The 17,860-nt window shown below is 34.1% G+C and carries 21 protein-coding genes; 8 read left to right on the forward strand and 13 right to left on the reverse strand.

The features are described 5' to 3' along the window. The first annotated feature begins 45 nt into the window (after nt 1-45). On the forward strand, nt 46-1,275 hold the full coding sequence (locus tag JJ842_02330; protein MBO6970751.1) for a glutathione S-transferase N-terminal domain-containing protein: 1,230 nt from the start codon (nt 46-48) through the stop codon (nt 1,273-1,275). Nucleotides 1,276-1,283: 8 nt separating this feature from the next. On the opposite strand, the gene dnaA is transcribed toward JJ842_02330, so the two are convergent. After that, nucleotides 1,284-2,678: a chromosomal replication initiator protein DnaA gene (gene dnaA, locus JJ842_02335; GenBank protein MBO6970752.1), complete on the reverse strand. Its 1,395-nt coding sequence runs from the start codon at nt 2,676-2,678 to the stop codon at nt 1,284-1,286. Nucleotides 2,679-2,872: 194 nt separating this feature from the next. On the opposite strand from dnaA, the gene JJ842_02340 reads away from it, so the two are divergent. Together JJ842_02340 and JJ842_02345 are read left to right on the forward strand one after the other, a co-directional pair. Beyond that, nucleotides 2,873-3,484 (forward strand): TIGR04282 family arsenosugar biosynthesis glycosyltransferase, encoded by a 612-nt coding sequence (locus JJ842_02340; GenBank protein MBO6970753.1) that lies wholly within the window; start codon nt 2,873-2,875, stop codon nt 3,482-3,484. Nucleotides 3,485-3,489: 5 nt separating this feature from the next. Beyond that, nucleotides 3,490-4,173 carry a TIGR04283 family arsenosugar biosynthesis glycosyltransferase gene (locus tag JJ842_02345; protein ID MBO6970754.1) on the forward strand — a complete coding sequence of 228 codons (684 nt, stop codon included), beginning with the start codon at nt 3,490-3,492 and terminating at the stop codon, nt 4,171-4,173. On the opposite strand, the gene JJ842_02350 is transcribed toward JJ842_02345, so the two are convergent. From JJ842_02350 to JJ842_02360, 3 genes are read right to left on the reverse strand one after another with little or no spacing between them, the layout of a single operon-like run. Then, entirely contained in the window at nt 4,174-4,704 is a 531-nt protein-coding gene (locus tag JJ842_02350; protein MBO6970755.1) for a GNAT family N-acetyltransferase, read from the reverse strand. Next, nucleotides 4,704-6,500, reverse strand: a complete 1,797-nt coding sequence (locus JJ842_02355; protein MBO6970756.1) for an ABC transporter ATP-binding protein — start codon at nt 6,498-6,500, stop codon at nt 4,704-4,706. Before JJ842_02355 ends, JJ842_02350 begins: the two co-directional genes overlap by 1 nt. A 12-nt stretch (nt 6,501-6,512) precedes the next feature. Next, nucleotides 6,513-7,151, reverse strand: a complete 639-nt coding sequence (locus JJ842_02360; GenBank protein MBO6970757.1) for an ATP phosphoribosyltransferase — start codon at nt 7,149-7,151, stop codon at nt 6,513-6,515. Nucleotides 7,152-7,191: 40 nt separating this feature from the next. Here JJ842_02360 and gloB point away from each other — a divergent pair, with 40 nt between their 5' ends. The 3 genes from gloB (at nt 7,192) to JJ842_02375 (ending at nt 8,662) form a co-directional block, all read left to right on the forward strand. Further along, the gene (gene gloB, locus JJ842_02365) at nt 7,192-7,932 is read left to right on the forward strand and encodes a hydroxyacylglutathione hydrolase (GenBank protein MBO6970758.1); all 741 of its coding nucleotides are present in this window, start codon (nt 7,192-7,194) and stop codon (nt 7,930-7,932) included. Between the two features lie 24 nt (nt 7,933-7,956). Continuing rightward, complete coding sequence (locus JJ842_02370) at nt 7,957-8,349, forward strand: RidA family protein (protein ID MBO6970759.1); 393 nt, start codon at nt 7,957-7,959, stop codon at nt 8,347-8,349. 85 nt (nt 8,350-8,434) lie between these two features. Next, nucleotides 8,435-8,662, forward strand: coding sequence for a DUF3136 domain-containing protein (locus tag JJ842_02375; GenBank protein MBO6970760.1), 228 nt, complete (start codon nt 8,435-8,437; stop codon nt 8,660-8,662). A gap of 6 nt (nt 8,663-8,668) precedes the next feature. Here JJ842_02375 and JJ842_02380 read toward each other — a convergent pair whose 3' ends face one another. From JJ842_02380 to JJ842_02415, 8 genes are all read right to left on the reverse strand, one after another. Further along, nucleotides 8,669-8,908: a 4a-hydroxytetrahydrobiopterin dehydratase gene (locus tag JJ842_02380; GenBank protein MBO6970761.1), complete on the reverse strand. Its 240-nt coding sequence runs from the start codon at nt 8,906-8,908 to the stop codon at nt 8,669-8,671. 72 nt (nt 8,909-8,980) lie between these two features. After that, nucleotides 8,981-9,229 (reverse strand): carboxysome peptide B, encoded by a 249-nt coding sequence (locus JJ842_02385; GenBank protein ID MBO6970762.1) that lies wholly within the window; start codon nt 9,227-9,229, stop codon nt 8,981-8,983. Between the two features lie 18 nt (nt 9,230-9,247). After that, entirely contained in the window at nt 9,248-9,499 is a 252-nt protein-coding gene (locus tag JJ842_02390) for a carboxysome peptide A (protein MBO6970763.1), read from the reverse strand. A gap of 2 nt (nt 9,500-9,501) precedes the next feature. Continuing rightward, nucleotides 9,502-11,031, reverse strand: a complete 1,530-nt coding sequence (locus JJ842_02395) for a carboxysome shell carbonic anhydrase (GenBank protein MBO6970764.1) — start codon at nt 11,029-11,031, stop codon at nt 9,502-9,504. A gap of 7 nt (nt 11,032-11,038) precedes the next feature. After that, nucleotides 11,039-13,327 (reverse strand): CsoS2 family carboxysome shell protein, encoded by a 2,289-nt coding sequence (locus tag JJ842_02400; GenBank protein MBO6970765.1) that lies wholly within the window; start codon nt 13,325-13,327, stop codon nt 11,039-11,041. A gap of 81 nt (nt 13,328-13,408) precedes the next feature. Then, a complete protein-coding gene (locus tag JJ842_02405; GenBank protein ID MBO6970766.1) occupies nt 13,409-13,750 on the reverse strand; it encodes a ribulose bisphosphate carboxylase small subunit in 342 nt (113 codons plus the stop codon). 89 nt (nt 13,751-13,839) lie between these two features. Continuing rightward, nucleotides 13,840-15,255 (reverse strand): form I ribulose bisphosphate carboxylase large subunit, encoded by a 1,416-nt coding sequence (locus tag JJ842_02410; protein ID MBO6970767.1) that lies wholly within the window; start codon nt 15,253-15,255, stop codon nt 13,840-13,842. Between the two features lie 69 nt (nt 15,256-15,324). Then, complete coding sequence (locus tag JJ842_02415; protein ID MBO6970768.1) at nt 15,325-15,636, reverse strand: BMC domain-containing protein; 312 nt, start codon at nt 15,634-15,636, stop codon at nt 15,325-15,327. A gap of 327 nt (nt 15,637-15,963) precedes the next feature. On the opposite strand from JJ842_02415, the gene rdgB reads away from it, so the two are divergent. Next, a complete protein-coding gene (rdgB, locus tag JJ842_02420; GenBank protein MBO6970769.1) occupies nt 15,964-16,548 on the forward strand; it encodes an RdgB/HAM1 family non-canonical purine NTP pyrophosphatase in 585 nt (194 codons plus the stop codon). Between the two features lie 9 nt (nt 16,549-16,557). Here rdgB and JJ842_02425 read toward each other — a convergent pair whose 3' ends face one another. Beyond that, nucleotides 16,558-17,328, reverse strand: a complete 771-nt coding sequence (locus JJ842_02425) for a BMC domain-containing protein (GenBank protein ID MBO6970770.1) — start codon at nt 17,326-17,328, stop codon at nt 16,558-16,560. A gap of 97 nt (nt 17,329-17,425) precedes the next feature. On the opposite strand from JJ842_02425, the gene JJ842_02430 reads away from it, so the two are divergent. Then, nucleotides 17,426-17,794, forward strand: a complete 369-nt coding sequence (locus JJ842_02430; GenBank protein MBO6970771.1) for a hypothetical protein — start codon at nt 17,426-17,428, stop codon at nt 17,792-17,794. The last annotated feature ends 66 nt before the right edge of the window (nt 17,795-17,860 follow it).

The following is a 17,860-nucleotide window of genomic DNA, read 5'->3' on the forward strand; positions in this document are numbered from 1 at the left end:
TTTAATCAATTATTATAACGTTAGTTTATAGCTTAAATTCAAATAATGAATGAGATTTTGTCATGGGATGATTTAAATAAATTTGAAGTTGACAATTTTGATAGAGTCCATGGTATAAATAATTCCTACGCAAATTTAAGATTATTTGGACATAGTGAAAATGATGTATTAGTTACCCTCTTTAGGGATAGGCATTCTTGGTGTCCTTACTGTCAGAAGATATGGTTATGGCTTGAATTTAAGAAAATTCCATACAGAGTCAAGAAAGTAAATATGTTTTGCTACGGCCAAAAAGAAAATTGGTTCCTTGAAAAAGTCAGATCAGGGAAATTACCTGCAATTGAATTTAAAGGGCAAGTTATAACTGAAAGCGACGATATCATAGCTTTTTTAGAAAATGAATTTGGAGCACTTGGATCTTTTATAACATCTAGTCACCTTATCAAAATTCGAGAGTTAGAAAGAGAAATTTTCAGATCCTGGTGTAATTGGCTCTGCCGAGAAAGCTTTAATTTTATAGATAACTCTTTTAGAAAAAAAAGATTTAAAGAATCAATTTCTAAACTCGATGAAATCTTAAGTAGCTCAAAATCAGGGTTTGTTGATCCATCAGTTTCTAACACGGGTGATATAGAACCTGGTGTTGGAGATATAATTTTTATTCCCTACATGGAGAGAATGAATGCATCACTTACTTATTACAAAGGGTTTAATTTAAGATCTAATTACCGTCATGTAGATAACTGGCTTACCCTTTTTGAAGGGACAAGTGCTTATAGAGGCACTCAAGGAGATTTTCATACTCATTCTCATGATTTACCCCCACAAATGGGAGGATGCTATAAAGAAAGCAATGATCAACAGATTACTTTCTCTAAGTTAATAGATACTGGGGAGGGTTTAGGTAATTATGAATTAAACCAAAATTATGAGTCAAAATATTACGCAACAATTGCTCTTAAAAGAGTGATAAAGCATAAAGACAATTTACTAAATGTAAACCCATACAATAAAGAATCCTTTGACGAATCATTGAGATCAGCTTTGAGCCATATGATCACAGGTGAAGTATTAATCCCTAAAAAACTTTCAGGAATCTCTCTAAGATACTTAAAAAATCGAATCTCAGTTCCAAGAGATATGCCAATTATTTCGGCAAGGTTATTAAGACAATCATTAAATAAAATTGAATCGCTTAGTGATATCAAGGAGATAGATAAGATACCTTTCAGGCATAGATATGATCAAGATCCTAGAAATTTTGTTTCTATTTAATATTAAAACTATAAATTTTTTCTTGAATCTATTTGAAGTAAATCCCTTATTTTTTGCACTTGACTTGCAATGTTGGGATCAATAGATAATTTTTTTTCAACTTGTTCAATAGCATACATAACTGTTGTATGGTCTTTACCTCCAAATTCATCTCCAATTCTTGGAAGGCTTAAATCCGTTCCATGTCGCATAAGATACATGCCTATTTGCCTTGCTTGACTCACTGGTTTTCTCCTGCTTGAACTAATCAATTCATCAGTAGAAACTTTGAAGAAATCTGACACTTTATTAATAACTTGTTTTGGAGTAACAACTACCCCAACACTATTCGGATCAAGCATTGGAGCAATTGATTGGACTGTCATTGGCAAGCCTGTTATTGATGCAAATGCTACAGCTCTAGTGAACGCTCCTTCCAATTCTCGAATATTCGAAGTGAATCTTCCAGCAATAAATTGAATTAAATCTCTTGGAAGATTCATCCTCTCTTGTTCTGCCTTTTTTTGAAGGATGGCTGTCCTCGTCTCAAGGTCAGGTGGTTGAATATCTGCAGTCATGCCCATTGAGAATCTAGAAATTAATCTCTCTTGAATTCCAGACAATTGATTTGGAGGTCTATCACTAGCAATAACTATTTGACTTCCTGATTCGTGAAGAGCATTAAAAGTATGAAAGAATTCTTCCTGTGTATACTCTTTGCCTTCTAAGAACTGTATATCGTCTATTAAAATCAAATCTACATTTCTATATTTATCTCGAATAGCTGTCATCCCATCTCTCCGAATACCACTAATAACATCGTTAGTAAAAGTCTCTGTAGATACATATTTAACTTTTGCTTCTGGATCTATTTCTACTCGATAATGACCTATTGCTTGCATTAAATGAGTCTTACCAAGACCTACTCCACCACAAATAAATAATGGATTGAATTCTCTTCCTGGAGATTCAGCAACGGCTAAAGCTGCGGCATGAGCCAACCTACTATTTGGACCTACTACAAATCTTTTAAATACATAGCGTAAATTTAAACCATTAGGATTTTTGAATTGATTTTTTGAAGAATGATTTTGGTTATTACTAGAAAAAGAACTCGTTTTATGATTAATGTTTTGTTCAATAGGGTTCTCTTCATTTGTTAAATCGCTGCTGGTATTTGTTTCAGATTTAAAAACAACTTTTACATCATGGCCACAGATTTCTTTTGCAGCTTTTTCAATAGTTTCACAATAATTCTTTCTTAACCAGTCACTGGAAAATGTATTTGGAGCGATCAAGGTCAATAGACCATTCTCAAAACAGTTAAATTTAGCAGGCCTTATCCATGTCTCAAATGAAGGCTTACTTAAAGTTTTTTGGAGTGATTGTTGAACTTCCGCCCAAATAGGATCTGTTACTTGCAAAGTTTTATTCTCTAGATTATTAATCTAGTTGGAATTTAATAATTGGCCATTATCAAATCACAAGATCTTGACAAATTTAAAATTACTTAACAAAGTATCAACTAAATTAATAAAAATAATTTTTATATTTTTTTAATAGGCATATAATTATTTTAAATCTCACAAAAGTATTGGATAAAGCATTACTTGTAATCATGACAAAATGGCATGGTTTTGGAAGATGCAAATCAAGATTATCAAAGGATATAGGTAAAAGTAATTCTGCAAAGGTACAAAGTGTGATGACTAAACACACTATTTCAGTCGCGAAATTTCTCCAAGAAAATATGCTAATTGATATTTCTATGGCTATATCTGGTTTGGGAGTGGGGAATTGTCTAAGATGGTCCAGAGAATTAGGCATCAAAAAATTTAATTTACAGGGGAAAGGCTGCTTGGGAGAAAAAATGAAAAGGCAAATAATTATCAATAAAAAATTTTGTGCTAGACATAAGATCAAAAATATTATTTTTATTGGTACTGACCTTCCAGATTTATGCCATCAAGATTTATTGAATACTCTAAAAGAGCTTCAACAAAATGATCTTATTTTAGGACCATCTAATGATGGAGGATATTGGCTTATTGGTTTATCAGAAAAAATAATTTCATCACATATGTATTTACCTTTTGTCAACGTCGAGTGGGGGACGGAAAATGTTCTTCAAAATACAATTGATAATTTTGCTTCTACAAAATTGAAATATAAGTTATTAGATAAAAAGATAGATATAGATACAGTTATTGATATCGAAAATAGAAAGTAATCAACTTGTCTAAAATCTCAATTATCATTCCAACTATCAACGAAGCTAATAATTTGCCATTATTGCTTTCAGACTTGTCAAGTATTCAGAAAGAGCGCGAAATCATAATTGTTGATTGTGGAAGTGAAGATAAAACTATTGATATAGCAAATATTTATGGAGCGAAAGTATTTATATCCAAAGAAAGGAATCGAGGTTTACAATTAGATATTGGTGCTAAGAATTCAAAAGGAGAGTGGCTCATATTTTTGCATGCGGATACAAGATTAAATCATGATTGGTTTAGAAAAATTAATTCATATTTAGAGGGAAACAAAAATAGTATTTACTATTTTGAGTTCAAAATTAATCACAAAAAGATAATTTACAGAGTCCTCGAAATTCTCGTAAATTTTAGAAGTAAATTTTTTAAACAACCCTATGGTGATCAAGGTTTAATAATTCATAGAACTACCTATTTTAAAAATAATGGCTTTAGAAAAATACCTTTGATGGAAGATGTAGATTTTTTAAGGAGATTAAACCAAAAAAAAGATTTAAAACAATTAAATTTACCTATTTTTATAAGTTCAAGGAAATGGGAAAGAACTAATATTTTTCTCCAAGCAATTAAGAACTGGCACTTTAGAAGGAGATGGTTAAAAGGCGAATCTTTAAAATCTATATATTCTGACTACTACAAAAAATGATTAATTTGCATACCAAAAAGCACATTTAGAGCCTCTAGGCTCTAATATCCAACCTTGTCTTTTGTAAAATGAAACCACTTCAGCATCAGCAAAAAGGGTTACTTTAGAAATTCCAATATTTTTCAATTCTTTTAGGACATATTTCATTAACTCTTTACCCAATCCAAGTCCTTGATAGACAGGGTTAATAGCCACATCCCAAACTGTTGCTTCTAGAATTCCATCGCCAGTGCATCTTGCAAATCCTACTAGTCTGGGGAATTTATCATCATGACGCCATAACCCAACCACCAAAATACTGAAATCCAAAGCTCTTTTCACTCTTCTTACAGGTCTTCTACTCCAACCAACAGTTTGCAAAAGTTGATCTAGTTCTATTAGATCTAAATCTTTATTTTTGCTACATACAAATATTTCTTCTTTATTTTTTTGAGTGAACTCATAAGAATTTAAACCATAAAGATCTATCAGCTCGTTCCTCGATATACTGTTTGATTTTTTTATTAAAGATCCTTGGTTTCTAAAAATCATTAAAAATTAGCGAATCCTTTTTGTTGAAGCTCAGAGAGCTGAAAATATAAACCCTTTTTCATTCTCAATTCACTATGAGTTCCTTCTTCGACTAATGATCCTCCTTTTAAGACTAAAATCTTATCAGAACTTTCAATAGTTGCTAATCTATGAGCTATTACTAATGCTGTTCTTTTTGACAGAATTCTCTCTAAATCTTTCTGCAAAGTAGCCTCTGTAGAGGGATCCATAAACGCTGTTGCTTCGTCCATTATCAAAACAACGGGATTTCTAATCGCTACTCTAGCTACTGAAAGAAGTTGTCTCTCTCCAGAAGAGAGATTTCCTCCTCTTTCTCTTAGTAAGGTGTTCAAGCCTTGTGGTAATTTTTGTAATAAATTATCTAACCCTAATTCGTTACAAAGATTTTCTAATTCAAGATTGTCTACATTGGAATTTAGTTTTAAATTATCTGCGACATTCCCACTAAAGATAAAGGTATCTTGCAAAACTACTCCCAACATATTTCTAAGAGTTGCAATAGGAATATCTTTTATATCTATATCATCGATTAAAATTTGTCCTGACTGAGGCTCATACAATCTACATAATAGTCTTATTATGGTGGTTTTACCTGAACCAGTTGGCCCTACAAAAGCCACATGCTCTCCTGGATTGATCGTGAAAGATAAATTCTTTAAAATATGTTCTCCTTCGTTGTAGAAAAAATTAACATTCTTGAACACAATTTTGCCCTTAAATTTTTTATTTACATTTTCAGCACTTTCTAAAAAATATTTTGCGGAAGTAGAGTCCTTAATTTGTATTTCTTCATCCAATAGTTCGTTTATTCTTTCAACAGCTGTTAAACCTCCCTGTATTTGAGTAAATCTTTCTGCAAGTTGCCTAAGAGGTTCAAAAAGTCTTTGGGAATATAAAATAAAGGTTGTTAATGTTCCTAAACCAATATTTCCAGAAGTAACAAGATAACCTCCAACTGCTAAAACCAAGGAAACTGCGGCAAGAGAAATCCACTCTATAAATGCCGAAATACTACTGTCATAAAATATTGTTCCATTAACTGCTTTCTTATAAGCAACTCCAGTTTTGGAAAATTTCTTGCTGTTAAAAGCCTCTCTTCTAAACATCTGAACGACTTCTAAACCTTGAAGATTCTCTTGAAAATCAGAGTTAAGTTGAGACAATTCTTCCCTTACTTGATAATTGGCTCTTCTATAACGTTTTTGAAGCCAAATAATAAAATATGAAACTGGAATTTGAGTCAAAAGTAATAAAATAGCAAGCCCTCTATCAATTGAGAGCATTGTCAATGAAATTACTATCAGACTGACGAAGTCAGCAATGACTCCAACTGCCCCGCTACCAAAAACCTCGGCTAAAGCATCAACATCATTTGTTAATCTCGTTAATAATTTTCCTACAGGCATTTTATCGTGATACTTAAGAGATAAAGATATTGAATGATCAAAAAGTTCTCTTCTTATTCTTGCTGTCAAACGTTGTCCTACTGCTTGGATATTATAAGTTTGGTATCCCTGCAGAACTAATCTGAATAATACAGTTATTAATAAAGTTAGGATTATGGCATTTATTGACTGCCCAAAGAAAGTTTTACTTAGCCAAACATCTGTAGTTTCGTTCTTTAGAATAGTAATGGCTTGACCAACTAATAATGGTTGAATTGCTCCAGAGAAAGAAACCGGTAACAAAACTATCAAAATTAGATAGATTGTTTTTTTATCTTTAGTTAAATATTTACCTAACTTTTTAATCCTTCTAAAATCTTTAAAAAACATTTAGCTAATCTTCTATAAAGCATTAGTTGATTCTATTGATAAAATAGTATCTCTGAGATGATTATCATCTAACCTCATAGATAAAGGATTTCCAATTAGTCTTGCAGTCGAGTAATAAAGATCATCTATTTTAATTAAACCATTCTCCTTAAGAGTCTTTCCGGTTGCAACTAAATCAACTATTGCCTCTGCCATACCTGTAATAGGACCAAGCTCGACTGATCCTGTCAAATGAACTATTTCTACAGGAATATTTAATTCTTCAAAATAAGATCTTGCTGTTTTAATAAATTTACTTGCTACTTTACAATTCGCTGGAAGATCAGTTGGTTTAGAATAATTGCTATTTTTCTTAACCGCCAACGACATATGACAACCACCAAATCCTAAATCTAATAACTTTGCGACTTTTAATTCAGACTCTCGTAAAACGTCATACCCAACAATACCCAAATCAGCCTGACCATAACTTACATAAACAGGAACATCTCCATTTCTTACTAATAAAGCTTTTGCCCGTTTGCAATTTGATTCAAAGGTTAATGATCTATTATTTTCGTCCAATGCATCTGAGAAATCTAACCCAGCTCTTTTAAAAGTTGAAATTGAATCTTTTAACAGAGCTCCTTTTGGTAAAGCTATAGTAAACATAGATCAATTTCTTCCAAGGATTCTTCATTCTAAGTTAACAATGGAATTTAATAAAGCTCGAAATATAATCGGACTTAGAGTTTTAAGTGATAACGTCATTTGGTTGTTGGTAAAAAATAAATCCGTTGTGGTTGTAGATCCATCTGTTCACGAACCAGTTATTAAATATATAAATGAAAACAATTTTCACTTAGAAGCTATTTTGCAAACTCATCATCATTCAGACCATATTGGAGGGACGAAGAGTCTTATTGAAAGATGGCCAAATGTAAAAGTGATTGCTTCTTCCAAAGAAAAAAAGCGAATACCTTTTCAAAATATATCTGTAGAGGATGGAGAAACTTTTAGTCTTTTAGGTGAAGAAGTAAAAATAATTGAAGTATTAGGACATACAAGCTCTCATATTGCCTTCTTTTTGAATGGAGAAAATCCTGTTCTTTTTATTGGTGACACATTATTTTCTGGAGGCTGTGGAAGGATTTTTGAGGGAACTTATCAACAAATGTATTCTTCACTAGAAAGAGTCAAATCTTTACCAAAAAATACCCTCATATATTGTGCACATGAATATACAAAGGAAAATATATTGTGGGCATTGAATCTCAGGCCAGAAGATAAGGATATAAAAAATAAACTTTCGGAAGTTGAAAAAAAACTTTCTCTTAATGAATTGACAATTCCATTTTTACTTGATGAAGAGATGAAAATAAACCTTTTCTTAAGAGCAAAAAATTTAGAAGAATTTACTTTTTTAAGAGCAAATAAAGATTTATGGGTTTAAATAGATAGGTATCTTCTTAAACAAATGTCCCCCAAACAAGTAATTAAAACATCAAATGCTCCAGATCCAGTAGGACCTTATAATCAAGCAATAAAAGCTGGGGATTTCATCTATTGTTCTGGTCAAATTGCTATAGACCCGACTTTAAATGAAATAACATGTTTAGGTGATATAGAGAAGGAAACTATTCAAGTTTTAAAAAATCTCGCAGAAGTTCTTAAAGCTGGTGGAGCCAAAATAGAGGATGTAATAAAAACAACTATTTACTTAACGGACTTAAGTAATTTTCAAATTGTCAATAAAATTTATAGTGATTTTTTTAATATTGAGAATCCTCCAGCAAGGGCCTGTGTGGAAGTTTCATCTCTACCAAAAGGAGTTTTAGTTGAAATAGATTGCGTTGCATTTCTAGATTAATTTCTAATTATTGAGAAATTTGAAATATGAACCAATTGTGCACCATATTTGTATAGATTATTAGGTGATAATTCATCTTTGTTCTATGTCAGCAGCAAAGCTTAATATAGATGAACTAGAAGCAGGTTATCCTTTATTTTGCAAAGCTCTTAGACTATTAATTTTAAAAGGAAACTCAGTTAAAGATATAGAAAAGACAGTGTGTTGGAGTCATCTTGAAACTTTAAATAGATGTCTACCTGGTAGATATAAAGCCCCAACATATTTAATGGCTTTAATCAAAAGAGATATTGCAAAGCCAAATAATTATTAAAAAAAACTAATCTTCTAAATAAAATTTATCAATATCCATTGAAAAGTCTTTTTCTTTGTCTGATATTTCTTTATTGTCTAAAAATATTGAAAGACTTACAAAATTCTTACCGAAGCTGATATTTGGATAGATATCCCTTTCTTTACATAATTTCTCAATTTCCCCCATGAATTTACTAATTCTTGAGTATTGCTCAAATTCAAATCTTTTTTCAATCCTCAAAGGTGATTCTCTTTCATTCCACATTTAATTCTTTATTCAAGACTAATTACACTATACCTTCAACTAAGTTTCTAAATAAATTTTTATTTGAAGTCCTTAATCAGTTTCCCAATAATCAATAATACCGCCAATGGTTAAATCGGTTTGAACTTCAGGATTAGGGCAAGCAAATCTCGCAGCAGAGCCACTAGAAGTAAAAACCCAGTTACCTTCTCTCGCTCCTACAGGATCAACCGCAACTAATTTCTTGCCCTTATTATTTTCCAAAATTCGTAAATTCATATGACCTAAGCCAGCGACTCTTTGAGTACATACCATCCTTCCTAATACCTTCATAATTTCCACAATTACTATCCTCCTTTTTTATGACTTATCAGGGTCCCAATGATCAATTATTCCAACAATCGTTAAATCGCTTGGATAAGATTTGCTTCCCGCTGCTTCTCTAGCAGCAGAACTTCCAACACAAATAACCCAATCTCCGGGCTTACAGCCAACAGCATCAACTGCAACCTTATTAGAAGAACCATCTAATACAACCTGCAGATGTTTATGTTCAAAGCCAGGAATCCTGTTGGTTGATACAAGTGGTTTTACAACCTTACAAATTAACATAATTAGTGAGCCTCCTCTGTTTTTTTATCTAAAGACATTCCAATAATTTGAGCGGAATGGATTTTGTCCCTATCTCTAATAGTAGAGCAAGTATGTAACAAACCTTGATCAACTAAATTTTTATATCTAATTGATATCGCATTATTAACTCTTTCACAATCATTTATTGCCCTCTCTTTTGCGCCGGGTACTTTACCAGAGTAATCAAATCTTATTACTACTGGAATAGGTAGATCTTGAGAAACATTTAATCCAGTAAAAATCTTCACTCCTACATCTAAATCAGGAGCCCCTTCTTCGACTGTATCTAAATGAGCAAAATAAGTTAAATTCCTGAGATGTACTTCTTTGAAACCTATACCTACTCCAATAAACCTCTCTGCATGTCCAATATCTTTATAAGAACCATTATGAAAACTCTTAACATAATCAATTTGAGAAATATTATTAACGATTAATTTAAAAATAAATTTTTCCAGTCCACTGAGTTTATCTTTTGAAGATTGCTTAGAAATTGTCTGGCAAATTTCTCTTTCTGCATCCTCTCTTGAGAAATTTATTGTTGAATTATAAATTTCTAATGTAGAAATAGTTTTTTCTAAATCTATAGCGCCATCGCTAGTTGATAAATGTATTTTTAATGAATCAGTGTCTGTATCAAGTCCAATTAACATTAAATCCACAGAAGCTCCGCAGCAAAAGCTATTCTCTACAGCCTCTTTGAAAGCATATAATTTATTTCTACCTTCTGCTGCAGCTAACTCGTCATTACTCCCATGAGCTGCGCATCCCTGATGCAAAGGATCTACTGAACTAAAGTGATAAGTTACAACTTTTAAGTACCTGGTATCTTTATGAGCTTCATTAGGAACATTCTCTCTATATCTTTTATGTTCAGTTTTTACCCATCGATTAACGGTATTTTCAATATCAAACAGTGCTCCAGCATGGGATCTTCTTCTTACTGAACTAAAAGGTATTCTCATTACATAAGCAACTGAATGAGCTAATCTTCCATCTGAACAAGGAGTTATATCAAGTAAATGTATTCCACAATCTAAGAGGAATTTTTCAAAGTCTTCCGCATCCCTACTTCCAGCGGCACCTTCAAGTGGATCATTGTTAAAAAAATTGTCGCTTAGTTTCTCATGCTGTTTGAAAGCACACCATGCATATAAAGCTCTCATATCAAGAGGTTTAACCCAAGATTTATCTAATACATGTAGGGGTAAATCTATTCCCAAATTTTTTCTTGATATTTTCTGTGCCTTATTTATAAAATCTTCGTGATGTTGAATTCGAGCAATTTCCTTGAGAGTTGGAACAATTTCATCAAAATCACTTTTTATTTTGCTTTCATACCTAAATAGATTTTCATTTTGGATATTATTGGTTAATTTATGAGACTTTCCAGAATTTCGGAAATTATTTGATTCTTTACTTTGTGTATGGACATTTTCAGTAAAAGTTTTCATTGGAGCTGTTGGCCCCAATGTGAAGTTCTTGGCTTTAGCCAGTCCTCTTAAAGGCATTATTTACTTAACCTCTTGCACCACCTGAAAAGGTAACAAGTTGTCCTTCACGAGTATTTCCACTAGATCCAGTTATCAAGAAATCTGGTTTTTCTGTTTCCTCATTTCTTTTAACATCCATAGGGGGCATTGCGCTCATAAATCCTGCTCTTGATGGATTTCTCTTTCTAGAAGAAGCTCCCTCTGTACCTGTTACCTTATCGCCGCGATCCCAATCATCACCAGTTACGTTTCCTACTGATTGACCTTCACCAGTAATCCTTGATGCGACTCTTTTTTCTGGTGTTTTTGCAGCACGGTCTGCCTCTTCAATTTCCATTTTTTGTTTATAAGTAATATTTTTATTCGGTTCAAATCTAAATTTTTCAGTGCCAGTGACCTTATCAACTGCCATATCAAAAGGCCCTGTTACCTTTGAACCATTTTCATATTCATTACCTGTAACTCCTTGAGTATTTTTTTCAGAATATTTATCTCTTGATGGAGATTTAACAGAGAATTCGTTCCAAGAGTTAGCTGCCGACTTTTCCGGATTCGCATAAGCCGCATCATGTGGAGGATTATCACAAGCTTGTGAGAGCTGATCTCCACCAACATAGGGAGTACCTGTTAGATTTTTACAAGCACCTTTCTTAGCACCTGTCATTACTCCGCCAATTCCTGGTTGCTGTCCTGTAAGTCTGGCATTTGAATTATTTCCAGAATTAACTGTTGCTCGGGATTTCATATCTTCTGAAATCTCAGTACTACAATTTTCATTAATCTGATCTAAGCCTGCGTATGGTGTTCCTGTTAACACTTTGCATGAACCTGGTTCATCTCCAGTTACTATTTCTGATCTTCCTGTCATAGTGCCGCTTATTAAATTTGACTTTGAAGAAAGGCTTAAACCTACTTTTCTGGCTTCTGGTTTTGGTTTTGAACCGCAAAACTTCTCATATTGTTGAGATCCTATGTACTCATCGCCAGTTACATTCCTACAACTCCCATGTTCATTACCTGTCATATGGTCTGATCTTCCAACCCCTGTACCAGTTACATTATTCCCATTAAGAGTGTTGTAACTGCCTACTTTTTCAAATGCTTTACCTTTTGGATTTGGCTCAGAGCCAAGATATTGATCTCCAGTTAATTGTTGTCCAGAACCTGATTCATCTCCAGTAACTAGGGTTGACCTACCAGGAAGTGATCCAGATACTTTTAATCCATCGGTTGTAGTGCTGTGTTTAACCTTTGAAGGATTTTTTGGGACATCACCACAATACTTCTGCGACTGATTAGAAGATACATATTCAGTACCTGTAAGGTTTTTACAAGTTCCTGGCTCATCGCCTGTAACCCTATCAGATCTACCAACTTCATTTCCAGTTACTTTATTACCTGATGTTGTAGAGGTAACAGAAGATCTAAGTGGTTGTTTATAACTTGGTCTATCTTGACAAAATTGATCAATAACTTCTGATCCCATATATTGGGTACCAGTTACAGTTCTGCATGTACTTGCTTCATTACCTGTAGTTTTTACAGATCTATTAGCTTGAGTTCCAGTAACTATTTGACCTGAATCAGTTTCACTTTTACCAACTTTCCAGCTAGCATCTGCAATATTTTGTTTGGCACCATTTTTATTTGGACCACATGGTCTACATTTACCATTACCTTTTTTGCCTGTGGCACCAGTTTTACTTCTTAGCTCTCTCACTCTCTGAGAAATTTCTCTACTACTTAAATCTGGGTCTCCCCTTCTAGCTAAAGAAGCTGCACTAGTATTTTGTTTAGTTGCTGATTTACCATGTTTAGATTGAGCTTCTCTTCTCGCTAAAACAATATCTCTACTTGTATTAGTAATAGGCTTTCTCTTCTGATTAATTCTTCTTTTAACGTTTGGTTTTGATGTTTTAATTTCTGTATTATGTGAATTTTGAACTTCTTGATTTTCGCTTGTGGTAGTTTTAACTGTGTTTACAGGACTTTCTTTTTTAACATCAGTACGGGTTCTATCAGATGAAGTTATAGCTGATTTCCCATGGGTAGACATTGCTTTTCTTCTCTCTATTACTAACTCTTTACTAGATAAAGTTGTTGAAGAATTTCTGTTTACTTGAGTTTTTGGAATATGTTTTGTAGCTGGTTTAGAAATATTATTATGAGAAGACTGAGTCCCAGAAATCTGTATATCTTGAGAAGATCTAACTCTATCTTTGGTAGTTGAAGAATAAGCAGCGGCTTTTTTACCGCTATCACTCATCGCCTTTCTTCTTTCTAGTGCAATCTCTCTACTGGTTTTTTTTGACATAATCTTCAAATGTGAAACTCTTTTGAAAAACTTTCTCCAAAACATTTTTTTGGAGAAAGATATTAACTACGATAAGTAGCTTTAACGTCCTTGGAAAACTACAAAAGCTGTTCCTTGACTTTGAGTGTAAGCATCGTATCCGATGATTCTTACATGATGATCAGGGTATGCTCTATGGCATGCCTCTAATTCGCTCACGATCAAGTTAAGATCTTTTTCCCCAAAAAATGGGAGTTTCCAATAAGACCAATAAGTTTGCATACATCCACTAGGATGAACATGCTCAATAACAGGACTCCAACCTTGAGCAATTATGTATGCAATTTGGTCATATATTTCTTCCTGGGTCATCGGTGGTAAAAAACCGAATGTTTCCAGGGTTGCAACTGTTTGATAGTCGCTTACTGTGCTCTGGAAAGGCATAATTAATCAAAATGTGAATGAAATTACTCGTAAAAACGAGATTTTAATAAGTTTGAGGAGAATAAATCTCCTCAATTTCGAAACTTGAGTTAACCCTGAACATCAAGCTTGTCGACAGTGTCAAACTCAAACTTAATTTCCTTCCAAGTTTCTAGAGCAATAGCTAATTCAGGGCTATGCTTAGCAGCTTCCATAAGAATGTCTCTACTCTCTTTTTCGATTTCGCGACCAGCATTACGTGCTTTTACACAAGCTTCTAAAGCAACTCTGTTAGCTGCAGCTCCAGCGGCTGAACCCCATGGATGACCGTGTGTTCCTCCACCGAACTGAAGACAAGAATCATCTCCAAAAATCGCTAGGAGTGCAGGCATATGCCATACGTGAATACCACCTGATGCGACAGCAAATACTCCTGGCATTGAACCCCAATCTTGATCAAAGAAGTTACCTCTTGATCTATCTTCAGGAACGAATGACTCTCTTAAGTTATCAATGTAACCAAGGGTTGTTTGACGATCACCTTCCAGTTTTCCAACAACAGTTCCAGTATGTAATTGATCTCCTCCGGAGAGTCTCAAACATTTTGCTAGAACCCTGAAATGGATACCGTGTTTTGGATGTCTATCAATAACAGCATGCATCGCTCTATGAATATGAAGAAGCATGCCATTTTTACGACACCAGTTTGCTAATCCAGTATTTGCAGTAAAACCACCAGTTATATAATCATGCATGATGATTGGCATATCTAGCTCTTTTGCAAATTCAGCTCTTTCGTAGAGTTCTTCAGGAGTGTTAGCAGTACAGTTTAGATAGTGACCTTTAACTTCTCCAGTTTCTCGTTGAGCAAGTTTAACTGCTTCTGCAACAAACTCAAATCTTTCTCTCCAACGTTGGAATGGCTGAGAGTTTATATTCTCGTCATCCTTCGTTAAATCAAGACCACCTCTAAGGCACTCATATACAACTCGACCATAGTTTTTACCAGATAATCCTAATTTAGGTTTAATGGTACAACCAAGAAGAGGTCTTCCGTATTTATTAAGTCGATCTCTTTCAACTACGATTCCATTTGGTGGACCGCCGCAAGTTTTGATGAAAGCGATTGGAAATCTAATATCTTCTAGACGTAAGTGTCTTAGAGCTTTAAATCCAAAAACGTTTCCTACTAGAGATGTTAATACGTTTGTAATAGAACCTTCTTCAAAAAGATCTAAAGGATATGCAATAAAAGCATAAAAAGCTTCAGGATCTCCAGGAACGTCCTCGATTCGATAACAACGTCCTTTATAAAATTCTAAATCTGTAAGTAACTCGGACCAAACTGTTGACCAAGTACCTGTTGAAGATTCAGCGGCAACAGCTGCTGCAACTTCTTCTCTGGGAACACCTTCTTGACCTGTACATTTGAAACAGGCTAATAAATCGGTGTCTAGGGGTACATATTCAGGAGTCCAGTAGGTATCTCTGTACTCCTTTACCCCTGCATCATACTTCTTACTCATAAGGATAAATTTAGGTCTGTGTAGGGAAAATAATTATTGTGCAAAATTTACAAATTTTGCTTTACTTAATTAGTCCTTTTGACCAAGAAATTCACCGTTACCAAGAGCAGGTTCAACTTCTCTATGAGGACGAGCAATAATGTGAGCTGCGACTAAACCGTCACCAACTCTTTCACAAGCATCAGCACCAGCTCTTACAGCTGCGTTAACTGCGCCTGTTTCGCCTCTAACTAATACTGTGACATAACCGCCACCTACGAATTCACGACCAATAAGGCGAACTTCTGCTGCCTTTGTCATTGCGTCTGCTGCTTCGATTGCAGGTACAAGTCCGCGTGTCTCGATCATGCCGAGAGCGATACCCATTGTTTCTGTAGCCATTGTCTACTAAATACTAAATGTGGAATGTTCAATTCGAAGAATGCTTCATTAAGTACTTATAAGTCAAGCGTTTTCGACAAAATCTCCATTAATGTTTTTTCTATCATTCATAAGTTAAACTTATCACCCTTGGTACTATTGATATGTCAATACTTATGCAAATTAGTTAGTGCATCAAAACATACTGTTGTGTTAAGAAAAAATTTACATTATGTTATTTCCGTACGAGGCAGGCCCTGTCTACACAGGTGTGGAATGTTCAACCTTTCCTGTCTCCGTATCAAGCTTTGAAGTAAGATAATATTCACAATAAATTTATTTGTTATTTTGAACCTTCCAGTTCTAACTATTGCTAGTGGCAATCAAAGAAAAGTATCTGAAATTTCAGAGATGCTGGATGTTTTGTCTTTAAAGGTTCAGAAGCAACCAGAATATTTAAATGTCGAAGAGACTGGAAACACATATTTTGAGAATGCACTTCTAAAAGCAAAAGCAGCTGCTTTAGAGACTAAAACTTGGGCATTAGCTGATGACTCGGGTCTTGAAGTAGATGTTTTAGATGGTCGGCCAGGAATTTATTCTGCTCGATATGCCAAAAATAATGATGAGAAAATTAAAAAATTAATCAATGAACTTTCTGATAGTCCTTACAGAAGTGCAAGATTTATAAGTTGTATGGTTTTGTGCGATCCCTCAGGAAACTTAGTTAAAGATACAACAGGAATATGCTGGGGAGAAATTCTTAAGAACCCCAAATACCCAAATGGGGAGTTCGAATCTATTTTTTGGGTTAAAGAAGCTAATTGTGTTTACGGTGAACTCACACAATCGCAACTAAATAAATTAGGTAGTAGAGGTAAAGCTGCAAAAATTATGTCACCTTTTTTAAAAAAAGAGATGGGTTTAAGTTAAAAAAAATTCTCAATAATTTGAAATTTCATCAATTGCTCTAATAGCAGCTGCTGCTGCCTCTTCTACATCTCCTTCTTTCCCTGCGAGAGTTAATCTACCAAAAGCTCCAACTGCCTTAACATCAACAACAGTAATATTTGAGGCTTTTTCTGCTTCATTTGCTGCTTTTAAAACATAACCAGCTGGTTCAGTTTCTAGTATAAACATGCTCATTCCGGATTGAATCATTGATCCGCTTCTGTTTTGTCTATTTATTAAAACTGCATGATCAGGAGTAATTGCTCTAATAACTTCAGTCCAACTCGTTGAAGGTTTTGTTCTTTTTCTAACTTCACTCCCAATAGCATCTAGAACAACATCTCCAGAATGTAAAACCGTGCTTTGATCTTTATGGTAAAGAGCAAGAGATCCAAATGCTCTTTCAACAATCATCTGACCTAGTCTCACATTACTAGCCTTTAAGGCAATATCAGTCACTCTATGAACGGCCATTCCAGGTGAAACTTCCATCCAAAGACATGAATCTCCAGGAATTGGTAAAAAACCTCTACTAACGGTTCCCATATATGCCGCCAATTGGGGCTGTAGAGAATCCAAAAAAACATATGTTCTCAACTCAATTTGTTCAACTTGACTTGCTTGTCTGGATACCAAAGATTTTTCTGAATCAGTTGTAATAAAACAGCTTGCACCACTGGCCTGAGATTGCACCTCAGATCCTGTGACAAGAGAACTGCCTTTTTTTCGTTCCCCTCTGTTTAAACTAGAAGTTGGTTCCATTCACGCGACTATAACGGATAATGGTTCATTTTTTCTATTAAATTTACTTGCATGCTTCCAACAAAACGATAACTTCAAGTAAAAGATATGCATTTTTATGGGAACTTCTCAAAAAAAAGAACCAAATGTTTCTGGTACTGAAAAGGAATTAACTCCTGATCAAACTCTTGGCTTAGTTAGTCTTAGCTTAATGCAAAAACTATCTCAGAAAGACCCATCTTTTAGTTGGTTAGAAGAAGATAAAATTGAAAAAGTAAATCTTAAGAACCTTAGAGATAGATTGGAGTTAACGCAATTAGCTATAAATACTGGAGCACCTTTAACCACTTCAGAAGTAACAGCTTTAATTGGGGCAAAACCCGGGAAATCCAAGTTAGAAAGAGCAGGATTATTAGCAACTAAAATAGCTAGAAATGTGTGGAAGATTTCAAAAATAAGTCAAGGAAATTCCTTCTACAGAAATTAAAATATGCCCCAAAAGTTTTTTTTCATAATTCCCATTTAAGTATTTAAACATTCATATAAGTTTTTT

It is taken from the genome of Prochlorococcus marinus CUG1433 (genome assembly GCA_017644425.1).
GTDB classification, from domain to species: Bacteria; Cyanobacteriota; Cyanobacteriia; order PCC-6307; family Cyanobiaceae; genus Prochlorococcus_A; species Prochlorococcus_A marinus_U.

Excerpts from the sequence above, each read along its gene's own strand:
- JJ842_02415 (MBO6970768.1), bottom strand. The coding sequence starts at position 15,636 with ATGGCTACAGAAACAATGGGTATCGCTCTCGGCATGATCGAGACACGC.
- JJ842_02405 (MBO6970766.1), bottom strand. The coding sequence starts at position 13,750 with ATGCCTTTCCAGAGCACAGTAAGCGACTATCAAACAGTTGCAACCCTG.
- JJ842_02355 (MBO6970756.1), bottom strand. The coding sequence starts at position 6,500 with ATGTTTTTTAAAGATTTTAGAAGGATTAAAAAGTTAGGTAAATATTTA.
- JJ842_02390 (MBO6970763.1), bottom strand. The coding sequence starts at position 9,499 with ATGTTAATTTGTAAGGTTGTAAAACCACTTGTATCAACCAACAGGATT.
- JJ842_02410 (MBO6970767.1), bottom strand. The coding sequence starts at position 15,255 with ATGAGTAAGAAGTATGATGCAGGGGTAAAGGAGTACAGAGATACCTAC.
- JJ842_02400 (MBO6970765.1), bottom strand. The coding sequence starts at position 13,327 with ATGTCAAAAAAAACCAGTAGAGAGATTGCACTAGAAAGAAGAAAGGCG.
- JJ842_02425 (MBO6970770.1), bottom strand. The coding sequence starts at position 17,328 with ATGGAACCAACTTCTAGTTTAAACAGAGGGGAACGAAAAAAAGGCAGT.
- JJ842_02380 (MBO6970761.1), bottom strand. The coding sequence starts at position 8,908 with ATGTGGAATGAAAGAGAATCACCTTTGAGGATTGAAAAAAGATTTGAA.
- JJ842_02370 (MBO6970759.1), top strand. The coding sequence starts at position 7,957 with ATGTCCCCCAAACAAGTAATTAAAACATCAAATGCTCCAGATCCAGTA.
- JJ842_02430 (MBO6970771.1), top strand. The coding sequence starts at position 17,426 with ATGGGAACTTCTCAAAAAAAAGAACCAAATGTTTCTGGTACTGAAAAG.
- JJ842_02330 (MBO6970751.1), top strand. The coding sequence starts at position 46 with ATGAATGAGATTTTGTCATGGGATGATTTAAATAAATTTGAAGTTGAC.
- JJ842_02375 (MBO6970760.1), top strand. The coding sequence starts at position 8,435 with ATGTCAGCAGCAAAGCTTAATATAGATGAACTAGAAGCAGGTTATCCT.
- JJ842_02395 (MBO6970764.1), bottom strand. The coding sequence starts at position 11,031 with ATGCCTTTAAGAGGACTGGCTAAAGCCAAGAACTTCACATTGGGGCCA.
- JJ842_02340 (MBO6970753.1), top strand. The coding sequence starts at position 2,873 with ATGACAAAATGGCATGGTTTTGGAAGATGCAAATCAAGATTATCAAAG.
- gloB (MBO6970758.1), top strand. The coding sequence starts at position 7,192 with ATGGAATTTAATAAAGCTCGAAATATAATCGGACTTAGAGTTTTAAGT.
- JJ842_02350 (MBO6970755.1), bottom strand. The coding sequence starts at position 4,704 with ATGATTTTTAGAAACCAAGGATCTTTAATAAAAAAATCAAACAGTATA.
- JJ842_02360 (MBO6970757.1), bottom strand. The coding sequence starts at position 7,151 with ATGTTTACTATAGCTTTACCAAAAGGAGCTCTGTTAAAAGATTCAATT.